Source organism: Acinetobacter tianfuensis (assembly GCF_003611465.1).
GTDB classification, from domain to species: Bacteria; Pseudomonadota; Gammaproteobacteria; order Pseudomonadales; family Moraxellaceae; genus Acinetobacter; species Acinetobacter tianfuensis.
On record NZ_RAXV01000008.1, the window covers coordinates 78943 to 98917 of the forward strand.

A 19975-nucleotide genomic window follows, 5' to 3' on the forward strand; every position below is an offset into this window, starting at 1 on the left:
TTTTTAAATTTTAGTAAGTTTGGCTATAAAATATATTTTTTGGCCACTCAATGAACAAATAAAAAGCCTCATACAAGAGGCTTTTTATTTGTTCAGAACTTAATGAACGCTTCCTGCTTCATTGGTTAAATATTTTGTGATGTATTCTTCTCGGATAGATGCACGTTCATCTGGCGCTGCTTTTTGCAAACGGTGAGCAAGATCTCTGCGTTCTTGTGTGCTCATTTTTTGCCATGTTTCACGCATCCGCTGTTTTTCTGCATCTGGCAGCTGATTAAACCAATCCATACGCTGCTGTAAACTCACGCTCTGTTCACTTGGAATTTCTTTCAGTGATTGATAGCGTTTGATCAAAGCAATTTGTTCAGCATCTGATAATGAATCCCAAGTATCGCTGACTTGAGTATTTGCATCTTTGGAAAAAATCCAAAAGCGTTCAAAGCCTGCAAAACTGGTTTGCAGAAAACTGAATGCGCAGAATGCGAGAGCTAATCTTTTAGCTGCCATGCGGAACCTTGTCCTCGCCTAAGACCATCAGCATTTCTAGATCTTCCACCATTTGCGGTGAAAGTTTAGGTGCTGAAACAACTTGTGTATCGGGTTTTTCATTCATTGTTGCTGCATTTGGCAGTACAACAAAGCCAGCAATGGCTGCTGCTAAAGCGAAGCCTGACATTTTCAGCATGCCGTAACGTGTGCTTTCTCGCTGCTGGATACGATCCAAAACGTTATTCATGACTTTGGCTTTATGCTGATGTGACTGAGCAAGTCCATCCAATTTTTGGTTCACTTGCTTGATAAAATCATCGTGTTTCATTTGGATGACCCTCCCAAGTTGGGATTCAAATGTGATAACGCGGCTCTTAGGCCCTGTATAGCGCGGTGGTAATGCGTTTTTACACTGCCTTCAGTGCAATTCATAATTTGTGCAGTGGTTTGCGTATCAAACCCTTCCCAAGCGCGCAGCGTAAATGCCTGCTGCTGGCGCACTGGAAGCTGCGCAATTGCATCTTGAATTTCATCTGCAGTAACCGCTTGAGATAAAAACTCAAAAGGATTAGGTGTCGATTCATCTACGACATCCTGTACTTCAAATTCGTCATCGTCTAAAGAGACTTTTCTGAAAAAAGAAAATGGTTGAGCGCGGCGCGCTTCTTTACGGCGCCAATCTTGTAATTTGTTATTTAAAATGGTGTAAAAGAGCGGGTACCACTCTTCGGTGGATTTATCTGCATAAGATTTGTGTAAGGAAATAAAAGCTTCCTGAACCAAATCCATTGCAATGCCTTGCTGATTATGGGTTGCGCTTTCCATCATCACCAGCGCGCGTCCAGTCACTTCATGCATGAAGTTTTTGAGGCGAGACTCTGCCGTGCTCTTAAGAACACTCGAATCCGCTGGTTTTGACTGTTTTGGCGCTAAATCCATAGAGATGGAAAATCCTGTCATTGGATACCCACCATTATTTTCAAGTTCATATTACTATAACGTTGAAAATAATGGTTTGGTTGACATCATTACTTGTTATTTTTCTAGTGTAATCTATTTTTTGAAATGAGCTAGACCGTTTAAAATAAAATAACGATTTATACGCGCTGGCGTACCATTTCAAAGAAACAGACTGAACCTGCAATCGCGACATTCAATGATTCTTGACCGCCTGGCTGCGGGATTGTCACAGCTTCAGCATGTGCTAACGCGTAGTCACTTACGCCTTGGCCTTCATTGCCTAAAATCCATACACAGGCTTTACGCAAGTCTTTACTGTAAAGGCTGGCAGAGCGGTGTGAGCTGGTCACATAAACTGGAATTTCAAAGCGTTCTAAAATACTTTCTAGTTCAATGTTCTCAAAAGTATGCAGGCTGAAATGCGCGCCCATACCTGCACGTAAGACGCGCGGAGACCACAAAGATGCTGAGCCTTTGGTACAGACAATTTGATCAATGCCTGCTGCAGCTGCTGAACGTAACAATGTGCCGACATTGCCCGGATCTTGAACATTTTCTAAAATTAATGTGTCTTGATCAAACTGCAGCGCTTGGCTTGAACTAGGCAAATCAATGATCGCTAAGCATGCAAGCGTTGTTCCTAAGGTGCTGAGATCTTTATAAAGCGATTCACTGATAACAAAAACAGCGCCTGTATATTTTGCCAAAATACTTTCAAAATCTGGATGCTCAAGCGCGCGTTCAGTAGTGAAAATCGAATTGATTTTTTTACTTTCATGCAGCCAAGCGAGACAGAGGTGAGTACCTTCAAGCACGGTTTGACCTTGCTTTTTACGGTAAGTGTTTTGCTCAATCAAACCCCGTAAATGTTTAATTTTGGGATTGTCTTTTGATTCAAGAAAAATTGTTGCCATGGGAGATTAAATCCACAGCGGTTAATCATCTAACCGCTGTATTAAAAAATAAATTAGTTATGGTAGCCAGTAACAAGATCAACTTCATTTTTTGAACCGATGATTACAGGAACACGCTGATGAAGTTCAGTTGGCTGAATGTCTAGAATACGCAAACGGCCCGTTGTAGATGCGCCGCCAGCTTGCTCAATCAGCATGCTCATTGGGTTTGCTTCATACATTAAACGTAGGCGGCCTGCTTTTTTAGGGTCTTTTAAGTCGTATGGGTACATAAAAATACCGCTGCGGCAAAGAATACGGTGAATGTCGCCTACCATGCATGCTACCCAGCGCATGTTGAAGTCTTTTTCACGCGGGCCTGTTTTACCTGCAAGAAGTTCATCAATATAACGTTTAACTGGTTCTTCCCAGTGGCGCTGGTTAGAGGCATTAATCGCATATTCTTTTGTTTCAGCTGCGACTTGAACGCTGTCAGTGGTCAACAGGAACTGTTTAGATTCTGGGTCAAAAGTAAAGAAGATTGTGCCAGCGCCCACCGTAAGCGCCATCATTGTAGAAGGGCCATACAGCACATAGCCTGCTGCTGCTTGGTTTACGCCAGCTTGCATGAAGTCATCAGCTTGAGTAACTGCATTTTTAGCAGGCAAGATGGAAAAAATTGTACCTACGCACATATTAATGTCGATGTTGCTTGAGCCGTCTAGCGGGTCAAACAGTACAAGGTATTCACCATTTTCTTGACCAGCAGTGAACTCATCCAGTTCTTCAGACGCTAAACCGCCGACATGCGGATTGACTTGAAGCGCATTAATTAAGTAGTCATTAGAAATCACATCTAATTTTTTTTGCTCTTCACCTTGCACATTTTCATGCTGTGCGCTGCCCAATACGCCAGCCAAAGCGCCTTTTTGCAGTAATTGGTCAATATCCATAGAGGTATTTGCAATTGTTTCAATAACTTGAGCTAGGGCAGGAGTTAAATTTCCGCTTTGTTGTTGTAAAAATTGGGAAAGGTTTAGATAAGACATCAGTGGAATGCTCCAAAATAAATACGGTCAAAATTGATCGGAATAGAATATGGCTATATTTTAGATGAGAATGGATGAAAAGAACAATTAAACTCGATTATTTGCCGTGATTTTGCGCTTGCAAGTCCTGAATAACATGCTATGTTGGATACAGGATATTTATTACAACTGCAAAGGAGCACAACAATGACGACACAAAAATTTGATGCGACTCCAACACCGACAGAAGGCATTAATTTAGATGAAATTTCGGCGGACAAGATGAAAGAAGCTTGGAGCAGCTATGAATCTAAACCTGAATATAAGAAGTTTAATAAGCATGATTTGATTGAATCTATGCAAAGTGCTGATCAGATAGCAGAAACTTCTGAATGATGAAAAAACAGCATTAAAAAAGCACTCGATTGAGTGCTTTTTTAATGTGTGTCGCTCAATTAAGCATCTGCAGCATTATTTTAAAAGCGGCGGAACAGCTTCATAGTTGATTTCTACGCGGCGGTTTTCTTTCCATGCATTTTCATCATGGCCTGCATTGATTGGCATTTCTTTGCCGTAGCTTACAGCTTCAAGCTGATTAGCGCTTACACCGCTTGTTACAAGGAAGCTTTCTACTGCTTTCGCACGGCGTTCACCGAGCGCCATGTTGTATTCACGTGTACCGCGTTCATCAGTATGGCCTGTCAGCGCAACACGCGAGTTTGCATTTGCAACTAAAAATTGCGCATGCGCTTGCAATGTTTGGAGGTCTTCATTGCTTAGCTCTGTGCTGTCATAGTCAAAATGTACAACACGTTTAGCTAAAAAAGCTTTATTGGCTTCTGTTACGCCTTTAGAAGAAGCGCCTGCAAGGTTTTGTGCATTTAAGGCGGCATCTTCGCTTAAGCCGTGAGTATTTACTGTTGTTGCGCCAGTCGGATTTTGGCCTGCTTCAGATACGGTTGCAGGTTTACGGTTTGCGCAGCCCGTCATCACAACTGCTGCAGCTAATACTGGAAGTACAAAAAGTTTAATCGTTTGCATTTTTAATTCCATGATGTTGAATTTAAATTAAAATTATTTCGGAGCCCAAGCTGGTTCACGAACTTCGCCTTGCTCGCTTGGCAAATTCATGCGGAAGCGTCCGTCTAAAGACATAATAGACAATAAGCCGCGGCTGCCTTCACGTGTTGCGTAGACCACCATTTGTCCATTTGGTGAGAAGCTTGGTGATTCGTCTAAACTTGTTGGCGTCAAAATATTGGTTACACCTGAGTCAATATTTTGGACCGCAACTTTATAGTTGCTGCCGCTAGGGCGGTGTACCAGTGCTAATTTTTTACCGTCAGCGCTGAGTGTGCCGCGTGCATTAAATGCGCCGCGGAAAGTTAAGCGTTTGCTTGAGCCATCTGCAAAGCTATAGCGGTAAATTTGCGGAGAGCCGCCGCGGTCAGATGTAAAAATAAAAGATTTGCCGTCAGGTGAGTAGCGGGCTTCGGTATCAATTGCGCTGTCATTGGTCATGCGCTGCAATTGGCGTGTGTTTAAATCCATTTGATAGATTTCAGGATTGCCATGCAGAGATGCCGTGAACAGCATGCTGCTGCCGTCAGGCGAGAAGCTTGGTGCGCCATTTAAACCGCGGAAACTGGCAACTTTCTCGCGGCTGCCGCTCGCTAGGTCCTGAATGTAAATTGCAGGACGTTTGGTTTCAAATGATACATAAGCAATTTTTTTAGCATCTGGTGTCCATGCTGGAGACAAAATTGGATCACGTGAAGTTAAAATGGTACGCGGCTGTTCGCCGTCTGTATCTGCAATTTGCAGTGTATAGCGCTGTTCAGGTGTTGCCGGGTTACGTAAAACGTAAGCAATACGGCCGCTGAAGTCGCCTTTAATTCCTGTTAAAGCTTCATAAATTGCATCACTGATCATGTGAGCGGCTTGGCGTGTCCGGGAGGCTGGAACACTGAGCAATTCATTCAGCAAATATTGTTTTTTTGCGACATCATATAACTGATATTGAATTTCAAATGAGCCGTCAGCTGCAGTTTTAATATTGCCCGTTACCACATACGGCACACCCGCTGCTTGCCATGCTTCAGCATTTGGCGAATTCAAAGCAGCTGTGGCCGGAAGGTTTTTGGACGCGCTGGTAAACTTGCCTGAACGGTTTAAGTCATTTTCAACAATCGGGTAAATGCTTTGATCATTGCTGAATGGAATAATGGCAATCTTTGGCGCTTCTTCAGGCGCTTTGGTAATTTCCAAGTGCAGCTGAGCATGGGATTGAGTGATTAAAATAGGGCTGAGTGCAGTTAATACGGCTAAGCAGAGCAGATGTTTTCGCGTCATTTCCATCATTCGCTGAATACTCTAAAACAATAAATTTTTGTTGGTGTGAATCTGTCACATAATGGCATGTTTCTGAAATATTGAAAGCACAACATTATGATTAATCTGTTATTCGTCTGTGAATTCATGTCTCAATATTCACATTTTATGATGACTCTTTCTTTAAAAATACAAAAAATCGTTTAAAGCATGATCTATTTGGTTTGAAAAGAAATATAAATGGCTTGAGGCTGATGTTTACTGCTGGGATTTTCAGGCAGCTCAAAAGAGCGCAAAAACTATAAATGACTTTTTAATACTGTCTTTAAAATGCTGGATTGGGTATGCCGTGAATGACTATGGCTTGAATTGAACCTGACGGTGTCAGGATGATTCTTGCTTGGGTTTTTTGACCTGTTGAATTTGGCAGAACTTGCCATTTTTTGAGAATGGTTTGCTGTATTATTGTTTTTGTATCTGATGCAATTTTTTTAGTTTCAGATTTTTGCCGCAGCTATTGTTTCAGGTTAACTCAGAGCCGCGGTTTGATTATCTGTTTGGCTGGTAAATGTGAGCGATAAACCAGATATTACAGGAAATAAAAGGAAAAATTTAAATAGGCGCGTGATGAAGGGTTAGTTCTATAAAAAACCCCTTTGAAGAGTCAAAGGGATTGATATTAATTTGAGGATCTGAATGTTGAAGTCATGCTCATGGCTTCACGGCGTGCATCTGGATCAGATGGCATTGGATACGGAGCAGCGGCATGAACTGCAGCTTCAATACTGGCTTTCATGTCTGGGTCGCTAGACGTAACCACTACAGAGCGTACTGCGCCGCTTTCTGTGAGGTTAATTCGTGCAGTAGCCGTTTTACCGATTGAACCTGAAGGCGTATCCCAAGCACGGCGGATTTTATTTTCAAAATCACGCTTTGCTGTTGAGGCAATTTTCTTCGCTTCAGCTTTTTTCTGGGCAGCTTCCTCTGCCGCTTTACGGGCAGAAGAGGCTTTGGCTTCTTCGGCCGCGCGTTCACGTGCATCGGCATCTGCTTTAGCATCCGCGGCAGCTTTGGCTTTAGCATCCGCGGCAGCTTTGGCTTTAGCATCCGCGGCAGCTTTGGCTTTAGCATCAGCAGCGGCTTTGGCTTTAGCATCAGCAGCGGCTTTGGCTTTAGCATCCGCGGCAGCTTTGGCTTTAGCATCAGCAGCGGCTTTGGCTTTAGCATCAGCAGCAGCTTTGGCTTTTGCATCCGCAGCAGCTTTTAATTTAGCATTTTCAGCTTGGCGCTGCGTTTCAATATCTGCTTTACGTTTTGCATCGGCAGCAGCTTTAGCTTGTGCAGTTTTTTCAGCTTGCGCTTTTTGTTGTGCTGCCTGCTGTGCTTTTTGTTGCGCTGCTTCTTGAGCTGCACGCTTTTGTTCTATACGTTTTGCATCTTCTGCTGCTTTACGTTCCGCGGCTTCAGCTTGCTGGGCTGCTTTTTGCGCATCTAACTTTTGTGTGTTAGGGGCAGCGGCAGGAGCGGGCGGTATAGGGGCAGCTGTCGGCAAAACAGGAGCTGGTTCAACTGCCGGCTCTGCTGTTTGTGTAATTTCTTTTGCTGCATTTTCATGCGCTGTTTCAGTGAAGTCGGTTTCTTCACGTGTAACTGGCTTTAAGTCTTCAGGTTTGATGAGGACTGTTTTAATTTGTTTTGGCGGTTCCGGCGGTTTGCTCATGCCAAGATATAGCAAGCCCACAACCGCAACAATATGCACACCTAAGGTGAAGGCAATTGCGACAGTATTTTGTTTAAATGGCGGCTTTTTAAAATCTTTCATAAGTTACTTTAAAGGCTCGGTCAACAAACCAACTTGAGTTAAACCAGCATCTTGCAAATTAGACATCAGTGCAATCACGTCACCGTACGGACGGTTGCTGTGGCCTCGAATGACAACTTGCAGCTGTTTATTTTCGGCCTCAGCCTGTATTTGAGCTTCGGTTAAAATTTGTTTTAGCTGAGATAACTCTAAAGGTTCCGCTTTATGCTGTTTATATTCTAAAAAGTATTGTCCATTTTGATCTAAGGTCACCATTGCAGGCGCATCTTTAGATTCAATAGGGTTGCCGTTAGCCTGAGGCAAATCTACTTTGATGCCGCTGGTGATCATGGGTGCTGTGACCATGAAAATAACCAGCAATACCAGCATGACATCAATATAGGGAACGACATTCATCTCGCTTTTCAGCGGTTTTTTAATACGCTCGAAGCGTCCAGAACGCTGAATGGCCATTAGTCATTTTCCTGAGCTGTACCGATAGATTGGCGCTGAAGCAGCGCAATCATTTCTTCTGCGAATAATGCGCGGTCAGAATATACGGCTTCACCTTTGGCAGTAAAATGGTTAAAAGCCAATACAGCTGGAATCGCTGCAAATAGGCCAATTGCCGTTGCAATAAGCGCTTCGGCAATACCAGGGGCAACAGTCGCTAATGTCACTTGGTCAACATCTGCAAGGCCAATAAAGGCATTCATAATGCCCCAGACTGTACCGAATAAACCGACATAAGGCGCAACAGAGCCGATGCTGGCTAAAGCGCCAAGGCCTTGTTCTAAACCGCTTTGGTCACGGCTTAGGCCAACACGTAAAATTCGTTCGGTGCTTTCAATACTTTGGGCTGTTGCGGCTTGACGTTTCTTTAACTTAAAAAATTCGCCTAAGCCTTGATAGAAAATATCTTCAAGGCCTACACGTTTTGAGTTTAGCTGAGCATTGTTGTACAGGGTGTTTAATTCAGCGCCTGACCAAAAGATTTTTTGAAAATGTTCATCTTCGGCTTGGGCTTTTTTGTAGCTTAGATGCAGTTTGGCAATCAAGTACCAGCTGTATAATGATGCTAAGAGGAGAGCAAGCATGACCAGCTGGACTACAGGGCTCGCCTGTAAAATAAGATCAGAGACATGCAAAGTAGATTCTAGTTGTGTTGCCATAGTTACATTAAGCCAATTAATTTTTTTAATCTTGTTCCAATTCTTTTAGAATCAGTTCACGAATTTCTTCAGGAAGGCGGCAAGGCCTCATTTCTGCACTGATACATGCCAATTCGACCTCACCTGACGCAAGCATGATTTCACCACGATAAATATTTTGTTGCAATACAAATGACGTAGCTTTACATGAAACTACACGTGCAGTTACCGTAATGAGGTCATCCATTAGGATTGGACGTGAATATTTTACATTTATTTTGTGTACGACAAAATTATAATCTTTCTGGTGCCAGTAATGGCTGATGCCAGATGCGCGAAGCCATTCGGTACGGGCGCGCTCCATGAAGCGGATATGATTGGCGTGGTAAACAATACCGCCTGCATCTGTATCTTCAATATAAACACGAATGTTGAATTCGAAGTGATTCGCCATGAGAGTATCCCGTTTTTTCAATCTATTTTCTTAAATATTGCTTTCATTCAGCAAGCTTTATATGCCGTTCAAATTGACGTGTTTATTGCTGAAGGTCAAGCGCTGTAACGCGGGGCAGTTTAGCACTCTGAATAATCCGTCCAATGGCACAAGGTTTCAAATCTAAACTGTAATTTTTGCTGTGGGGGAAAGCTGTGCTTTTATGTTTGGATAAAAATAGATCTTCAGGATGCTTTGTATCGTTGTATTGTGCCGCGCTATTTAGATGAGCTTTAGCTTAACTGCAGAACATAAATAAAAATTTCTTTAAAATTAGATGGATGAATAATTTAAAAAGCAGAAGAAGTAAGAGTGCAGTAAATATTGAACAATAAATGCGATGAAGCAAAAGTTTAAGCTGTGCGACCATACCCTGTATTTTATTTTTAGATTGGGAAAATGGTCACAGTGCTATAATTGTCATCATTAAAATTAAATCTTCTTTGGTCTATGCCTGTACGCATTGCAATGGGTAGTTGCGGTTTCCGCCTTGAATAGATAGATTTTTGTTATGCTGATTTACCGCAAGAGTGTATTCATTGTCGGGCTGTTCTAAGGTTGTCCAATTGAATTGTTTAATTGGATAGAGCACAAGATTTCCGCGGGTATTCGGCTGTGTATTGCCGCGCCAGCATTTGTTTTTAGCGCAAACGGAAACTTGCGTGTCATGTTTAATGGAAATGAGAAAGCTGTCTGCGGGTGTATGGGCAGCTGTACAATTTCCTTGCTGACATGCCACTTCTGCAATGCTGTTGGCGCACTTCCATGCCCCATTTGCCCAAAGCCCCGTTGAAAACATTGCCGTGGCAGCAATAAATATAATTTTTTTCATGACCGTTATCCCTGATAAATATCTTAAGTTAGCGGTGTTATGACTGTACTGAAAACATTGGGAACAGTCATAACACCGGTGTTGCTTCTTTTGATCTGGCTTGGATTACAACTTATTTTTTATTTTTATATTGATGATTTTAATGATCTGTTTATTTAACGCTTTACAGTATTAATGTTAAGTTCATCACATTTATAAACTTAAACAAACAAAGTGCTAAACACAACAAGCCAGTATGAATATTTTGTAAAATTAATTGTATAAACGGTAATGAAATGTAAATTGAATCACGTTTTTAAGTGGCTGTTTTTGTGATTTTTAGGAAGTTTTATTGAATAATGATAAATAAAAACGGGAGGGAAATTATTGCGGTCCCGCAAATTTATGCTCAGCGATATAATTCTTTAAAGTTTAAATAGTGATGATTTTCTGATGCCAAGATTATTAGCGCTCTGATGTGTCAAGATACATAAGTTCTGACTGTTTTTTGATAGTTAACCCGCTTTGGCGTTTATTATTTGGGGGGCAGAATGTTTTATAGCCCTATTTTTTTTATACTATTTATAAGTGCGCTTTACGCAAGCGGGCTGTTGCTTTTGATAGATTGAAATCAGCCCAAAGCCTTTGTTTTTTTATACACTGCTGTTTATTGTGATGGTGAATGGGCGCTATGTATCTTAAATAAACGAGACTTCAACTGAAGGATAGCAGTTGAAGTCTCGTTTTGGGCTGTACAAAAGCGTTTAACTATTTAGGTTCTGGCGGTGTCATGCCAAATTGCAAGTATGCCATATTGGTTGCAATACGGCCGCGTGCGGTACGCATGACATAGCCTTGCTGGATAAGATAGGGCTCAATCACATCTTCTAATGTGCCTGAATCTTCTGCCATGGCAGCAGCTAAAGCTTCTACACCTGCAGGACCGCCATCAAAGCGTTCCAGCAGCATGGATAAGTAGCGGCGGTCCAAAGTGTCTAAGCCGTCTTTATCAACATTCAGCATATCCAGTGCACGCTGAGCCATATCTTGGGTGACTTCACCTGTGCCTTTCACTTGAGCATAGTCGCGAACGCGGCGTAATAAGCGGTTTGCAATACGCGGTGTGCCGCGAGCGCGGCGGGCAATTTCCTGTGCGCCTGCAGCTGTAATCGGCACATCCATTAAATTTGCAGATCGGGTGACAATATGTGTGAGATCTTCAACTGAATAAAACTCTAAACGCTGCACAATACCAAAACGGTCACGAAGCGGAGAGGTGAGCAAGCCTGCGCGTGTTGTTGCCGCAACTAAAGTAAATGGCGGTAAATCCAGTTTGATTGAGCGGGCAGCAGGGCCTTCACCAATCATAATATCCAGCTGGTAGTCTTCCATTGCAGGATACAAAATTTCTTCAATGACTGGAGAAAGACGATGGATCTCATCAATAAATAAAACGTCGCCTTCTTCAAGATTGGTCAGCATGGCTGCTAAATCGCCAGCGCGTTCCAAGACAGGGCCTGAAGTGGACTTTAGATTGCCGCCCATTTCACGGGCAATAATATTGGCAAGTGTTGTTTTACCTAAACCCGGCGGGCCAAAGATAAGGGTATGATCCAGCGCTTCTTCACGGCCGCGGGCAGCGCCAATAAAGATTTCCATTTGTTCACGAACCACAGGCTGACCGATATAGTCATCGAGTGAGGTTGGGCGGATGGCGCGGTCGATATGATCTTCGGGTTTTTCGGAACCACCGATGAGACGGTCTTGCATAAGTTTGACTTCAATTAATACGATTTGCTAAAAAACATGCAGCATGCTGCTAAGCATAACAGTGTCTTTTCAATAATATTTTTACTCAGGGAATAACCTGCGGTTCGCCTTACCTTACGAAATATATTTCTCATTCGGCAAAAGTAAGCAAAACCATTGTCATTCGCAAAACTCGTCGAATGATGATGCGAATCAACTATATCGTAGAAACATTATCATGCCTATGCTTCCTGCCTCGAACAGTTGCGAATGACGTTTACGCGTATCACAAGCTAGTTGTAATTGGTCTTTATCGTCTTATTTATTCATCGACTTAAGTGCAGCGCGAATAATATCGCTGGCTTCAGTGAAATCACCTTTAGCCGCATTTACCAGTTTTTGGGCTTCAGCAGGTTTGTAGCCCAAAGACTGTAAAGCCGCTTCAGCCTCAGCCACAGCTGAGTTGCCTGTAAATTGAATTTGCGGGCTTGTAGAGTTGCTTGGAACAGATACAGCTGACATTGCTTTAAAGCGATCACGCAGTTCAATCATTAGACGTTCAGCTGTTTTTGCGCCAACGCCCGGGACTTTGACCAGTGTTTTAACATCACCATTTTCAACAGTATGAATGAGCATTTCGACACTGAGTGTAGATAAAATACCCAAAGCCATTTTTGGACCTACCCCATTGACTTTAATCAGGGTGCGGAAAATGGTTTTTTCTTGCGGGTTGATAAAGCCGTATAGCAGCTGTGCATCTTCACGTACAGCCAAGTGTGTCCATAAAGTGACTTTTTGTCCTTTTTGCAATTGGCAAAATGTTGAAAGCGGGGTGTCTATTTCATAGCCCACGCCATTTACATTTAAAAGAACTGTTGGCGCTTCTAATGCAAGCACCTCACCAATTAGACATCCGATCATTAAATTTATTCACTTCTATGTAGTTGGAAAGCATAGTAATCGGCATGATGCATAATTACAAAATACCGATGCTGTTCAGTTGATTTTATGCGGCGTATTTATGCATATGCTGCAGTATTTACCAAAAATCCAAGGCAAAGACTATAAGAGGCCTGTTTTATTGCCTTGCAGTTCTTGCGACAAGTTATATGCCTGATGATCTGAAAATTTGGAAATAATATCCAGCACCATCATGATGTTTTCATAATGATCATGGCTAAACTGCGTGCCAGAGCGCTGTAAAATGGACATCAGGCGCTGTTCTTTAAAACTTAGTGTTTTATGCGGCGTAGTGAGCGGAATAAAGGCATCTAATATATTTTGCAGACTTTGATGGGCAATAATTTCGAGTCCAGCTTTTTGCGGGTGCTCAAAAATTTTATCCCGCGCTAAGTTCTTTGCGCGGTTAATGCCTTCGCCAACATCCTTTGGGCAATAGTCCAGCAGGCTGCCTTGCAGCTGTCCAGATAGAATTTCAACATGATGCTTGGCAAAAGCAGTCGTGACTTCATCGACTAGCCGTTTCATGACACGGCCGCGCAAAGCTGCAATTTTTTGCTGCCAAGTGGTATTCATTGAAAGTTCAGCAGGGATGCCATAGTCGCCAATCAGATTTAGAAAGATTGGTTCAACTTCTTCATAGCTGAGCATATTCAGAATAATGCCATCTTCTAAATCAATCAGGGCGTAGCACATATCATCGGCTGCTTCGAGTAAATAAGTCAGCGGATGGCGGCAATAATGAAAGTCACCGAGCTGAATGAGGCCAAGCTGTTCTGCAATTTGCTGCAGAATTTCTTTTTCAGATTGATAGCAGCCAAACTTTGCGCGTTTGCTGGCAGGAGTATCACCTTGAGATGCAATGGTTTTCGAAAGCCATGGATACTTTAAGTAAGCCCCTAACGTTGCGTAAGTTAGGCGCATGCCGCCGTCATTGGGATGGTAGTCAATTTTGGTCAGCAGGCGCAGACCTTGCGCATTGCCTTCAAATTGGCGTAAGTCGGCTTCCTGCTCTGGGCTGAGGTCCTGCAGGAAGTCGGTATGCGAAGCATCATCGAACCATTCGCGGATCGCATATTCGCCTGCATGTCCAAAAGGCGGGTTGCCAATATCATGCGCAAGGCAAGCCGCTTGAATAATGGCGCCGACATCGGCTGGAGAAATCCATACAGGAAGCTGAGCTTTAATTTTTTCTGCCGCCAGCATGCCAAGAGAGCGGCCAATGCAGGAAACTTCAAGTGAATGCGTTAAGCGGGTATGAATGCCGTCATGCTGCGTCAGCGGATGAACTTGGGTTTTTCGGTTCAGCTGGCGAAAACTTTGCGAGAAAATAATACGGTCATAATCTTTGTGGAATGGGCTTCGAGCCTGTTCTGAACTTTGCTTTTTACTGCCAATACGAACTGTCGAAAGCAGCTCTAACCAACGCATTTGTTCCATTTATCATTATTCAGTGGTGATCTGAATGCATCATGCCAAATTTCTTGAAAATGTACCAGTGCAGGGCGACATAAGTTGTCTTGTTAAATGGATGATGTTTGTTTTAATTTTCAAGCCGCTTTAATAAATATACTGATGCATTGGGCGTTTGAATCTATATTTTAAAATGCAATAAGAATAGCGCTGGTCGAACCTCAGAAATATAACCTTAAAAATTATTGAAATGAGAAAAGTTATTTTCTAGTAATTTATCAATTAGGCGCTGCCGCCTTACTGATTGTTTTAGGAACATGATAGATAAATCATCATTATTTGATCATTTGGAGAGGATGGATTCTTTCTGTCATTTTAAGTTTTTTTTTACTTTATGCGCTGTATGTGAACTCCTATTGTCTGCAACGCAAATAGAGCCTTTTGACAAAGGCAGTCATTCATTTAATATTAGGTGTACAATGTATAAGCATAATTGTGCATATACGCTGAAAAAAGGGGAATGATTTTTACTGCAGCAAATAGTCAAACTTATTTATTCATAACATAACTGAATTGTTACGAATCATGATTAAAACTGAAAGTCAAAGAAAATCGAGCATCTAAAACAAAGATTTCAGCTTTTTTAAAGCCTGATATGACTAGCTCAAAATCCGCTTTCACAGTAGAATATGCGCTCTCTTCAAGTCACATTGCGGCTTGGTTCAAAAGACCAGCCCGTGGAGCCAAAATCAGCATGTTTATCGTGGCCGGTGCACCAGCACACTCTTCTTTTAAGAAAACGCAACTATTAACACGTCTATCTTCGATTAGTTCTGTTCAAGAAATTGAAAGTCAATTGGTCTATCTATTTGACCAAGCGCTCAACGAGCAACAACAGCAATCTGCTTTACAGCTTTTAAACGATGGCGCATCGTTTGAAGTTCGTCAGGCTGCAAGTGATGAAGTTCAAATTTTAGTGACACCGCGCGTAGGTACAATTTCACCGTGGTCGTCTAAGGCAACAGATATTTTTGCCAACTGCAATACGCCTGTACACCGCCTTGAACGCGGTGTTTTGTTTACTTTAAAAGGTATTTCAGACGTATCTGATGCAGTAAAACAAGTGCTGCATGACCGTATGACGGAAAGTGTTTTCAGTCAGATTGATGACGCTGCTGCATTATTCTCAGAAACAGAACCAAAGCCGCTAAATGCAATTGACATTTTAGGTCAGGGTAAAGATGCTTTAGTAAAAGCGAACTCTGAGTTTGGTTTTGCTTTATCTGATGAAGAAATTGATTATTTAGTTGCTGCGTTTAACAAGCTTGGCCGTAATCCGCATGACATCGAACTGATGATGTTTGCTCAAGCAAACTCTGAGCACTGCCGTCATAAAATCTTTGGTTCTGAATGGACAATTGATGGTGAAGTTCAGCCATTGTCATTGTTCCAAATGATTAAAAACACCTATAAAGAATCTCCAGATGACGTTTTGTCTGCATATAAAGACAACGCATCAGTAATCGTAGGCTTTGACACTCAACGTTTCTATCCGAAAAAAGACGAAGAAACAGGTCAGCACGTTTACAAATATAAGAGCCAAGCTGCTCACATCTTAATGAAGGTGGAAACGCATAACCATCCGACAGCAATTGCTCCATTTGCGGGTGCTGCGACAGGTTCAGGCGGTGAAATCCGTGATGAAGGCGCAACAGGCCGTGGCGGTAAGCCAAAAGCAGGTTTAACAGGTTTCACTGTTTCTAACTTGAACATTCCGGGCTTTGAACAGCCTTGGGAAGAAAACTACGGCAAGCCGTCTCGTATGGCATCTCCGCTTCAAATTATGATTGAAGGCCCATTGGGTGGCGCTGCGTTTAACAACGAATTCGGTCGCCCTGCTTTAAATGGTTACTTCCGTACATTTGAACAAAATGTAAATGGTGATGTAAAAGGCTTCCATAAGCCAATTATGATTGCCGGCGGTTACGGTAACATCCGTCCTGACCACGTTGAAAAAGATGCAATCCAACCGGGTGATCTTTTAATCGTACTTGGCGGTCCTGCAATGCTGATCGGTCTAGGCGGTGGAGCAGCGTCTTCTGTAGACAGCGGTAAGTTAGGTGAAAACCTAGACTTCGCATCTGTACAGCGTGAAAACCCAGAAATGGAACGCCGTTGCCAAGAAGTGATTGATGCCTGCTGGCGCATGGAAGACCATAACCCAATCGTGTCTGTACATGACGTGGGTGCGGGCGGTATCTCAAATGCAATGCCTGAACTTGTGAACGATCACGAGTTAGGCGCAATTCTTGATCTTCGTAAAATTCCATCATTGGAAAAAGGCATGTCTCCAATGGAGATCTGGTCGAACGAAGCACAAGAGCGTTATGTATTGGCAATCCGTCCAAGCTCATTAGAATTATTTGAATCACTATGTGCACGTGAACGTTGCCCATTCGCCGTACTTGGTGAAGCAACTGAAGCGCGTCAATTGACAGTGAACGATCCATTGTTTGAAAACAAAGCTGTGGATATGCCAATGCAAGTAATGCTTGGCGGTACACCGCGCATGAGCCGTTCATATGAAACAATTGAACGTAAAGGCGATGACTTCACTGCTGAAACAGTAACAGATTTGAAAGATGCGATTTACCGCGTTCTTAAAAACCCAACTGTTGCATCTAAGTCGTTCTTAATCACCATTGGTGACCGTTCGATTACAGGCATGGTTGCACGCGATCAGTTTGTAGGTAAGTGGCAAGTTCCTGTAGCGGACGCTGCAGTAACTACGACGAGCCTTGTAGGCTATACAGGTGAAGCGATGGCAATGGGTGAACGTCCACCAGTTGCGTTGTTGAATCCTGCTGCTTCTGCACGTTTATCTGTAGCAGAATCGATTTCAAACATCATGTCTGCAAAAATCGACCAGATCAGCGACATTAAATTGTCTGCAAACTGGATGGCTGCTGCAGGTCAACAAGGTGAAGACCAAGCGCTATTCGAAGGTGTTAAAGCCATCGGTATGGAAATGTGTCCTGCACTAGGTATCGCAATTCCAGTGGGTAAAGACTCATTGTCTATGCGTACAACGTGGAATGACGAAGGCGAAGATAAATCTGTAACTTCTCCAATGTCAGGCGTAATCACTGCATTTGCACCTGTGACTGATGTTCGCAAAACACTTACACCTGAACTTAAAAATATCGAGTCTGTACTGGTACGTATCGATCTTTCTAAAGGTCAATTCCGTCTTGGCGGTTCGATCCTTGCTCAGGTTTATAAAGCAATCGGTTCTGTAACACCAGACGTAGACAGTTTCGATGACTTCAAAGCATTCTTTGCATTGGTTCAAGATTGGAACAACCGTGGTCTAATCAAGGCTTACCATGACATCGGTGATGGTGGTCTATTGGCAACTGTTGCAGAAATGATGTTTGCTTCACGTCTAGGTGCAGCACTTGAAGATCAATCTACTGCAAGCTTGTTTGCAGAAGAAATTGGTGCAGTGCTACAAATCAGCAAAGCGGATTGGGCTGCATTAGAAGCTGAAGTTGCAGCGTCTAGCCTTAAAGATGCGATTGCAGTTGTAGGTACTGTAAATGATACAGATACTTTAACTGTAAATGGTTTGAGCTTAGAACGTGCTGAATTACAGCAAGCATGGACAGAAGTGTCACATCAAATCCAACGTCTGCGTGACAACGTAGAAACTGCGGATCAAGAATATGCGTTAATCGCTGATAAATCACATGCAGGTTTAATTGCAAAACCAACATTTGATTTGAACGAGCCAATCGAAGCACCGTACATCAATGAACGCCGTCCAAACATGGTGATTCTGCGTGAACAAGGTGTAAACGGCCATGTAGAAATGGCTGCTGCATTCGATAAAGTCGGCTTCAACACTGTAGACGTACACATGAGCGACTTGCTTGCTGGCCGTATCAGTCTTGATGACTTTGAAGGTCTAGTTGCGTGTGGCGGTTTCTCTTACGGTGACGTATTGGGCGCAGGCGGCGGTTGGGCTAAATCTGTATTGTTCAATCCAAAACTTCGTGACCAATTTGAGAAATTCTTCAACCGTGATGAAACTTTCTCTCTAGGTATCTGTAACGGCTGTCAAATGCTGTCTCAGCTTGCACCATTAATTCCGGGTGCAGAAGCTTGGCCTCGTTTCCACCGCAATACTTCAGAGATGTTTGAAGCGCGTGCTGTCAACGTACGCGTTGAAAAATCAAATTCTGTATTGTTAGAAGGTATGGAAGGTTCGATTCTTCCTATCGCTGTTGCACATGGTGAAGGCCGTGTAGTTGCTAGCGCGGAAAACATTGCAGCATTGAATGCAGGCGATCAAGTGATCTTGCGTTATGTAGATAGCCAAGGCAACCCAACGCAGCATTACCCAATGAACCCGAATGGTTCGCCAGAAGCGATTTCAGGTGTAACGTCTAAAGACGGCCGTGCAACGATTATGATGCCGCACCCTGAACGTAACTTCCGTGCGATTCAGCATTCTTGGAAACCTGAAGATTGGGATCAAGATGGTGCATGGTTACGTATGTTCCGTAATGCACGTAAATTTATTGGTTAATTGATTTAATCAACAAATTGAAAAAGCCCCGCAAGGGGCTTTTTTTTATGGCGAAGAGATACTTATCTTTCAGCGTTTTAAATGGCTTGGCTTTTCGTTTAAGATGGATTGCTAAAATAAAAAATAGATCGCTTATGAATCTACAAAAATTAGTAAAAATTCCCCTTATTGTTATTCCGAGTATTATTTTTCTGAATGGCTGTGAAGCGTATATGTGGCGACAGAATGTTGTACAGCTCCATGAAGTGGAAAAAAGAAGCGGACGACTTCAGCTGAATACTGATAGTAATTTAAAGGGTACGGATGCAGATCTGAATGGTGTCCGTGATGATATTGATCTTTATATCGCTCAAAATTTTAAGCAGATACAGCAGCAAAGGGCAGTCGCTCAATATGCGATGCAATTACAAAAGAGCCTATTAGTAGATAAACAGAACCTAGCGCAGGTTAAACATATTTCATTTGAGAAATCACGTGCAATAGGGTGCATCTATGAACGTTTTCAAGTAGATGAATTGCCTAAAGCAATGACGGTTGTTAAAGATATTAGTGCAATTACCATGAATACCAAAATACGTTTTAAAGCGCATTTAGCATTTAGTCAGGCTTTGGATGGAACCGTAATGACATTGGCTAACAATAATTTTTGTAGTAAATAATATTGTAAAATAATGTCTTAATTTTACCTTATGGAAAAATATTAAAACATTGGTTAAGATGCCTCATTATTATGCCACCTATTTGGTGGTTTTTTGTGTCTGCAACTTTTGCAGTCTCCCATGCTGAACTTGGTTTAGATTTTGCTTTTATATTTGTGGAAACATGCTAGTGTGTAATTTATGCGCAATAACTATGCAAAAACTACGCAAAATAAAAGAAAGATGGATAACTAAACGAGTTCAGTATCAACACTCATGATGAGGTGATGACATGATTAAAACAGTAGATTATTCGGCAGTTGATAAGTCTGCACTGCGTAAAAAGGGCTGGAAGCTTTTTGGTGCAGTCGTGTGTTTGCAGTTGGTGTTTTTAGTTTTGGGTTATGCGTTGCAGATGTAATATTTGAAATATAGAAACCGCCGTGAGGCGGTTTTTTTATGTGTTATTTGTTGAAAAAGTAGTTCAGAGTTATATAAATGAAAATAATAGATGGAAGAATATAACGTGGTTGAGATATTTGGTTTTTAATAAATGTTGTGGAGTCATTAATTAATTTAGATTGCTTTGAAGTGCTAACTATTTCTTGAGTATTTAATTCAAAAACATCTAGAAGTTCAAATTCATCTAGCAGCCTATTAGATAATT

General features: G+C 42.3%; 20 protein-coding genes. 4 read left to right on the forward strand and 16 right to left on the reverse strand.

What is annotated here, in order from left to right; translation table 11 throughout:
• Positions 1-99 precede the first annotated feature (99 nt).
• The 5 genes from D7V32_RS05460 to D7V32_RS05480 all read right to left on the reverse strand — a co-directional run bounded on the left by D7V32_RS05460 (position 100) and on the right by D7V32_RS05480 (position 3391).
• Positions 100-507, reverse strand: a complete 408-nt coding sequence (locus D7V32_RS05460; protein WP_120401899.1) for a DUF3106 domain-containing protein — start codon at positions 505-507, stop codon at positions 100-102.
• Positions 497-817: a hypothetical protein gene (locus D7V32_RS05465; RefSeq protein WP_120401900.1), complete on the reverse strand. Its 321-nt coding sequence runs from the start codon at positions 815-817 to the stop codon at positions 497-499. The genes D7V32_RS05460 and D7V32_RS05465 overlap by 11 nt, the downstream gene beginning before the upstream one ends.
• Positions 814-1428 (reverse strand): RNA polymerase sigma factor, encoded by a 615-nt coding sequence (locus tag D7V32_RS05470; RefSeq protein ID WP_120401901.1) that lies wholly within the window; start codon positions 1426-1428, stop codon positions 814-816. The genes D7V32_RS05465 and D7V32_RS05470 overlap by 4 nt, the downstream gene beginning before the upstream one ends.
• A gap of 158 nt (positions 1429-1586) precedes the next feature.
• Positions 1587-2363, reverse strand: coding sequence for a TrmH family RNA methyltransferase (locus D7V32_RS05475; RefSeq protein ID WP_120401902.1), 777 nt, complete (start codon positions 2361-2363; stop codon positions 1587-1589).
• A 53-nt stretch (positions 2364-2416) separates the two neighbouring features.
• Positions 2417-3391, reverse strand: a complete 975-nt coding sequence (locus tag D7V32_RS05480) for a class 1 fructose-bisphosphatase (protein WP_120401903.1) — start codon at positions 3389-3391, stop codon at positions 2417-2419.
• Positions 3392-3577: 186 nt separating this feature from the next.
• Between D7V32_RS05480 and D7V32_RS05485 the strand changes: the two genes are divergently transcribed.
• Positions 3578-3766 carry an NF038105 family protein gene (locus tag D7V32_RS05485; RefSeq protein WP_120401904.1) on the forward strand — a complete coding sequence of 63 codons (189 nt, stop codon included), beginning with the start codon at positions 3578-3580 and terminating at the stop codon, positions 3764-3766.
• A gap of 75 nt (positions 3767-3841) precedes the next feature.
• On the opposite strand, the gene pal is transcribed toward D7V32_RS05485, so the two are convergent.
• The 10 genes from pal to D7V32_RS05540 all read right to left on the reverse strand — a co-directional run bounded on the left by pal (position 3842) and on the right by D7V32_RS05540 (position 14106).
• Positions 3842-4411 (reverse strand): peptidoglycan-associated lipoprotein Pal, encoded by a 570-nt coding sequence (pal, locus tag D7V32_RS05490; RefSeq protein ID WP_120401918.1) that lies wholly within the window; start codon positions 4409-4411, stop codon positions 3842-3844.
• Positions 4412-4444: 33 nt separating this feature from the next.
• Complete coding sequence (tolB, locus tag D7V32_RS05495; protein ID WP_171407587.1) at positions 4445-5728, reverse strand: Tol-Pal system beta propeller repeat protein TolB; 1284 nt, start codon at positions 5726-5728, stop codon at positions 4445-4447.
• Between the two features lie 652 nt (positions 5729-6380).
• A complete protein-coding gene (gene tolA / locus D7V32_RS05505; protein WP_120401906.1) occupies positions 6381-7523 on the reverse strand; it encodes a cell envelope integrity protein TolA in 1143 nt (380 codons plus the stop codon).
• Positions 7524-7526: 3 nt separating this feature from the next.
• Entirely contained in the window at positions 7527-7976 is a 450-nt protein-coding gene (tolR, locus tag D7V32_RS05510) for a protein TolR (RefSeq protein ID WP_120401907.1), read from the reverse strand.
• Complete coding sequence (gene tolQ / locus D7V32_RS05515) at positions 7976-8674, reverse strand: protein TolQ (RefSeq protein ID WP_120401908.1); 699 nt, start codon at positions 8672-8674, stop codon at positions 7976-7978. The genes tolR and tolQ overlap by 1 nt, the downstream gene beginning before the upstream one ends.
• A 25-nt stretch (positions 8675-8699) precedes the next feature.
• Complete coding sequence (gene ybgC / locus D7V32_RS05520; protein WP_120401909.1) at positions 8700-9107, reverse strand: tol-pal system-associated acyl-CoA thioesterase; 408 nt, start codon at positions 9105-9107, stop codon at positions 8700-8702.
• Between the two features lie 487 nt (positions 9108-9594).
• Positions 9595-9978 (reverse strand): hypothetical protein, encoded by a 384-nt coding sequence (locus tag D7V32_RS05525; RefSeq protein ID WP_120401910.1) that lies wholly within the window; start codon positions 9976-9978, stop codon positions 9595-9597.
• Between the two features lie 747 nt (positions 9979-10725).
• Positions 10726-11727, reverse strand: a complete 1002-nt coding sequence (ruvB, locus tag D7V32_RS05530; protein ID WP_120401911.1) for a Holliday junction branch migration DNA helicase RuvB — start codon at positions 11725-11727, stop codon at positions 10726-10728.
• 297 nt (positions 11728-12024) lie between these two features.
• On the reverse strand, positions 12025-12627 hold the full coding sequence (gene ruvA, locus D7V32_RS05535) for a Holliday junction branch migration protein RuvA (RefSeq protein ID WP_120401912.1): 603 nt from the start codon (positions 12625-12627) through the stop codon (positions 12025-12027).
• 141 nt (positions 12628-12768) lie between these two features.
• The gene (locus tag D7V32_RS05540; protein ID WP_120401913.1) at positions 12769-14106 is read right to left on the reverse strand and encodes a deoxyguanosinetriphosphate triphosphohydrolase; all 1338 of its coding nucleotides are present in this window, start codon (positions 14104-14106) and stop codon (positions 12769-12771) included.
• 727 nt (positions 14107-14833) lie between these two features.
• Between D7V32_RS05540 and purL the strand changes: the two genes are divergently transcribed.
• The 3 genes from purL to D7V32_RS17690 all read left to right on the forward strand — a co-directional run bounded on the left by purL (position 14834) and on the right by D7V32_RS17690 (position 19729).
• Positions 14834-18670 carry a phosphoribosylformylglycinamidine synthase gene (gene purL / locus D7V32_RS05545; protein ID WP_120401919.1) on the forward strand — a complete coding sequence of 1279 codons (3837 nt, stop codon included), beginning with the start codon at positions 14834-14836 and terminating at the stop codon, positions 18668-18670.
• 47 nt (positions 18671-18717) lie between these two features.
• Entirely contained in the window at positions 18718-19329 is a 612-nt protein-coding gene (locus D7V32_RS05550; protein ID WP_120401914.1) for a hypothetical protein, read from the forward strand.
• A 271-nt stretch (positions 19330-19600) separates the two neighbouring features.
• On the forward strand, positions 19601-19729 hold the full coding sequence (locus D7V32_RS17690; RefSeq protein WP_257227276.1) for a KGW motif small protein: 129 nt from the start codon (positions 19601-19603) through the stop codon (positions 19727-19729).
• Between the two features lie 43 nt (positions 19730-19772).
• Here the strand turns inward: D7V32_RS17690 and D7V32_RS17455 are convergent.
• The coding region (locus D7V32_RS17455; RefSeq protein WP_213072543.1) for a hypothetical protein at positions 19773-19975 on the reverse strand (203 nt) is incomplete at its 5' end.

Coding starts and splice junctions, on each gene's coding strand:
- D7V32_RS05460 (WP_120401899.1), bottom strand. CDS start 507: ATGGCAGCTAAAAGATTAGCTCTCGCATTCTGCGCATTCAGTTTTCTG.
- D7V32_RS05465 (WP_120401900.1), bottom strand. CDS start 817: ATGAAACACGATGATTTTATCAAGCAAGTGAACCAAAAATTGGATGGA.
- D7V32_RS05470 (WP_120401901.1), bottom strand. CDS start 1,428: ATGGATTTAGCGCCAAAACAGTCAAAACCAGCGGATTCGAGTGTTCTT.
- D7V32_RS05475 (WP_120401902.1), bottom strand. CDS start 2,363: ATGGCAACAATTTTTCTTGAATCAAAAGACAATCCCAAAATTAAACAT.
- D7V32_RS05480 (WP_120401903.1), bottom strand. CDS start 3,391: ATGTCTTATCTAAACCTTTCCCAATTTTTACAACAACAAAGCGGAAAT.
- D7V32_RS05485 (WP_120401904.1), top strand. CDS start 3,578: ATGACGACACAAAAATTTGATGCGACTCCAACACCGACAGAAGGCATT.
- pal (WP_120401918.1), bottom strand. CDS start 4,411: ATGCAAACGATTAAACTTTTTGTACTTCCAGTATTAGCTGCAGCAGTT.
- tolB (WP_171407587.1), bottom strand. CDS start 5,728: ATGGAAATGACGCGAAAACATCTGCTCTGCTTAGCCGTATTAACTGCA.
- tolA (WP_120401906.1), bottom strand. CDS start 7,523: ATGAAAGATTTTAAAAAGCCGCCATTTAAACAAAATACTGTCGCAATT.
- tolR (WP_120401907.1), bottom strand. CDS start 7,976: ATGGCCATTCAGCGTTCTGGACGCTTCGAGCGTATTAAAAAACCGCTG.
- tolQ (WP_120401908.1), bottom strand. CDS start 8,674: ATGGCAACACAACTAGAATCTACTTTGCATGTCTCTGATCTTATTTTA.
- ybgC (WP_120401909.1), bottom strand. CDS start 9,107: ATGGCGAATCACTTCGAATTCAACATTCGTGTTTATATTGAAGATACA.
- D7V32_RS05525 (WP_120401910.1), bottom strand. CDS start 9,978: ATGAAAAAAATTATATTTATTGCTGCCACGGCAATGTTTTCAACGGGG.
- ruvB (WP_120401911.1), bottom strand. CDS start 11,727: ATGCAAGACCGTCTCATCGGTGGTTCCGAAAAACCCGAAGATCATATC.
- ruvA (WP_120401912.1), bottom strand. CDS start 12,627: ATGATCGGATGTCTAATTGGTGAGGTGCTTGCATTAGAAGCGCCAACA.
- D7V32_RS05540 (WP_120401913.1), bottom strand. CDS start 14,106: ATGGAACAAATGCGTTGGTTAGAGCTGCTTTCGACAGTTCGTATTGGC.
- purL (WP_120401919.1), top strand. CDS start 14,834: ATGTTTATCGTGGCCGGTGCACCAGCACACTCTTCTTTTAAGAAAACG.
- D7V32_RS05550 (WP_120401914.1), top strand. CDS start 18,718: ATGGCGAAGAGATACTTATCTTTCAGCGTTTTAAATGGCTTGGCTTTT.
- D7V32_RS17690 (WP_257227276.1), top strand. CDS start 19,601: ATGATTAAAACAGTAGATTATTCGGCAGTTGATAAGTCTGCACTGCGT.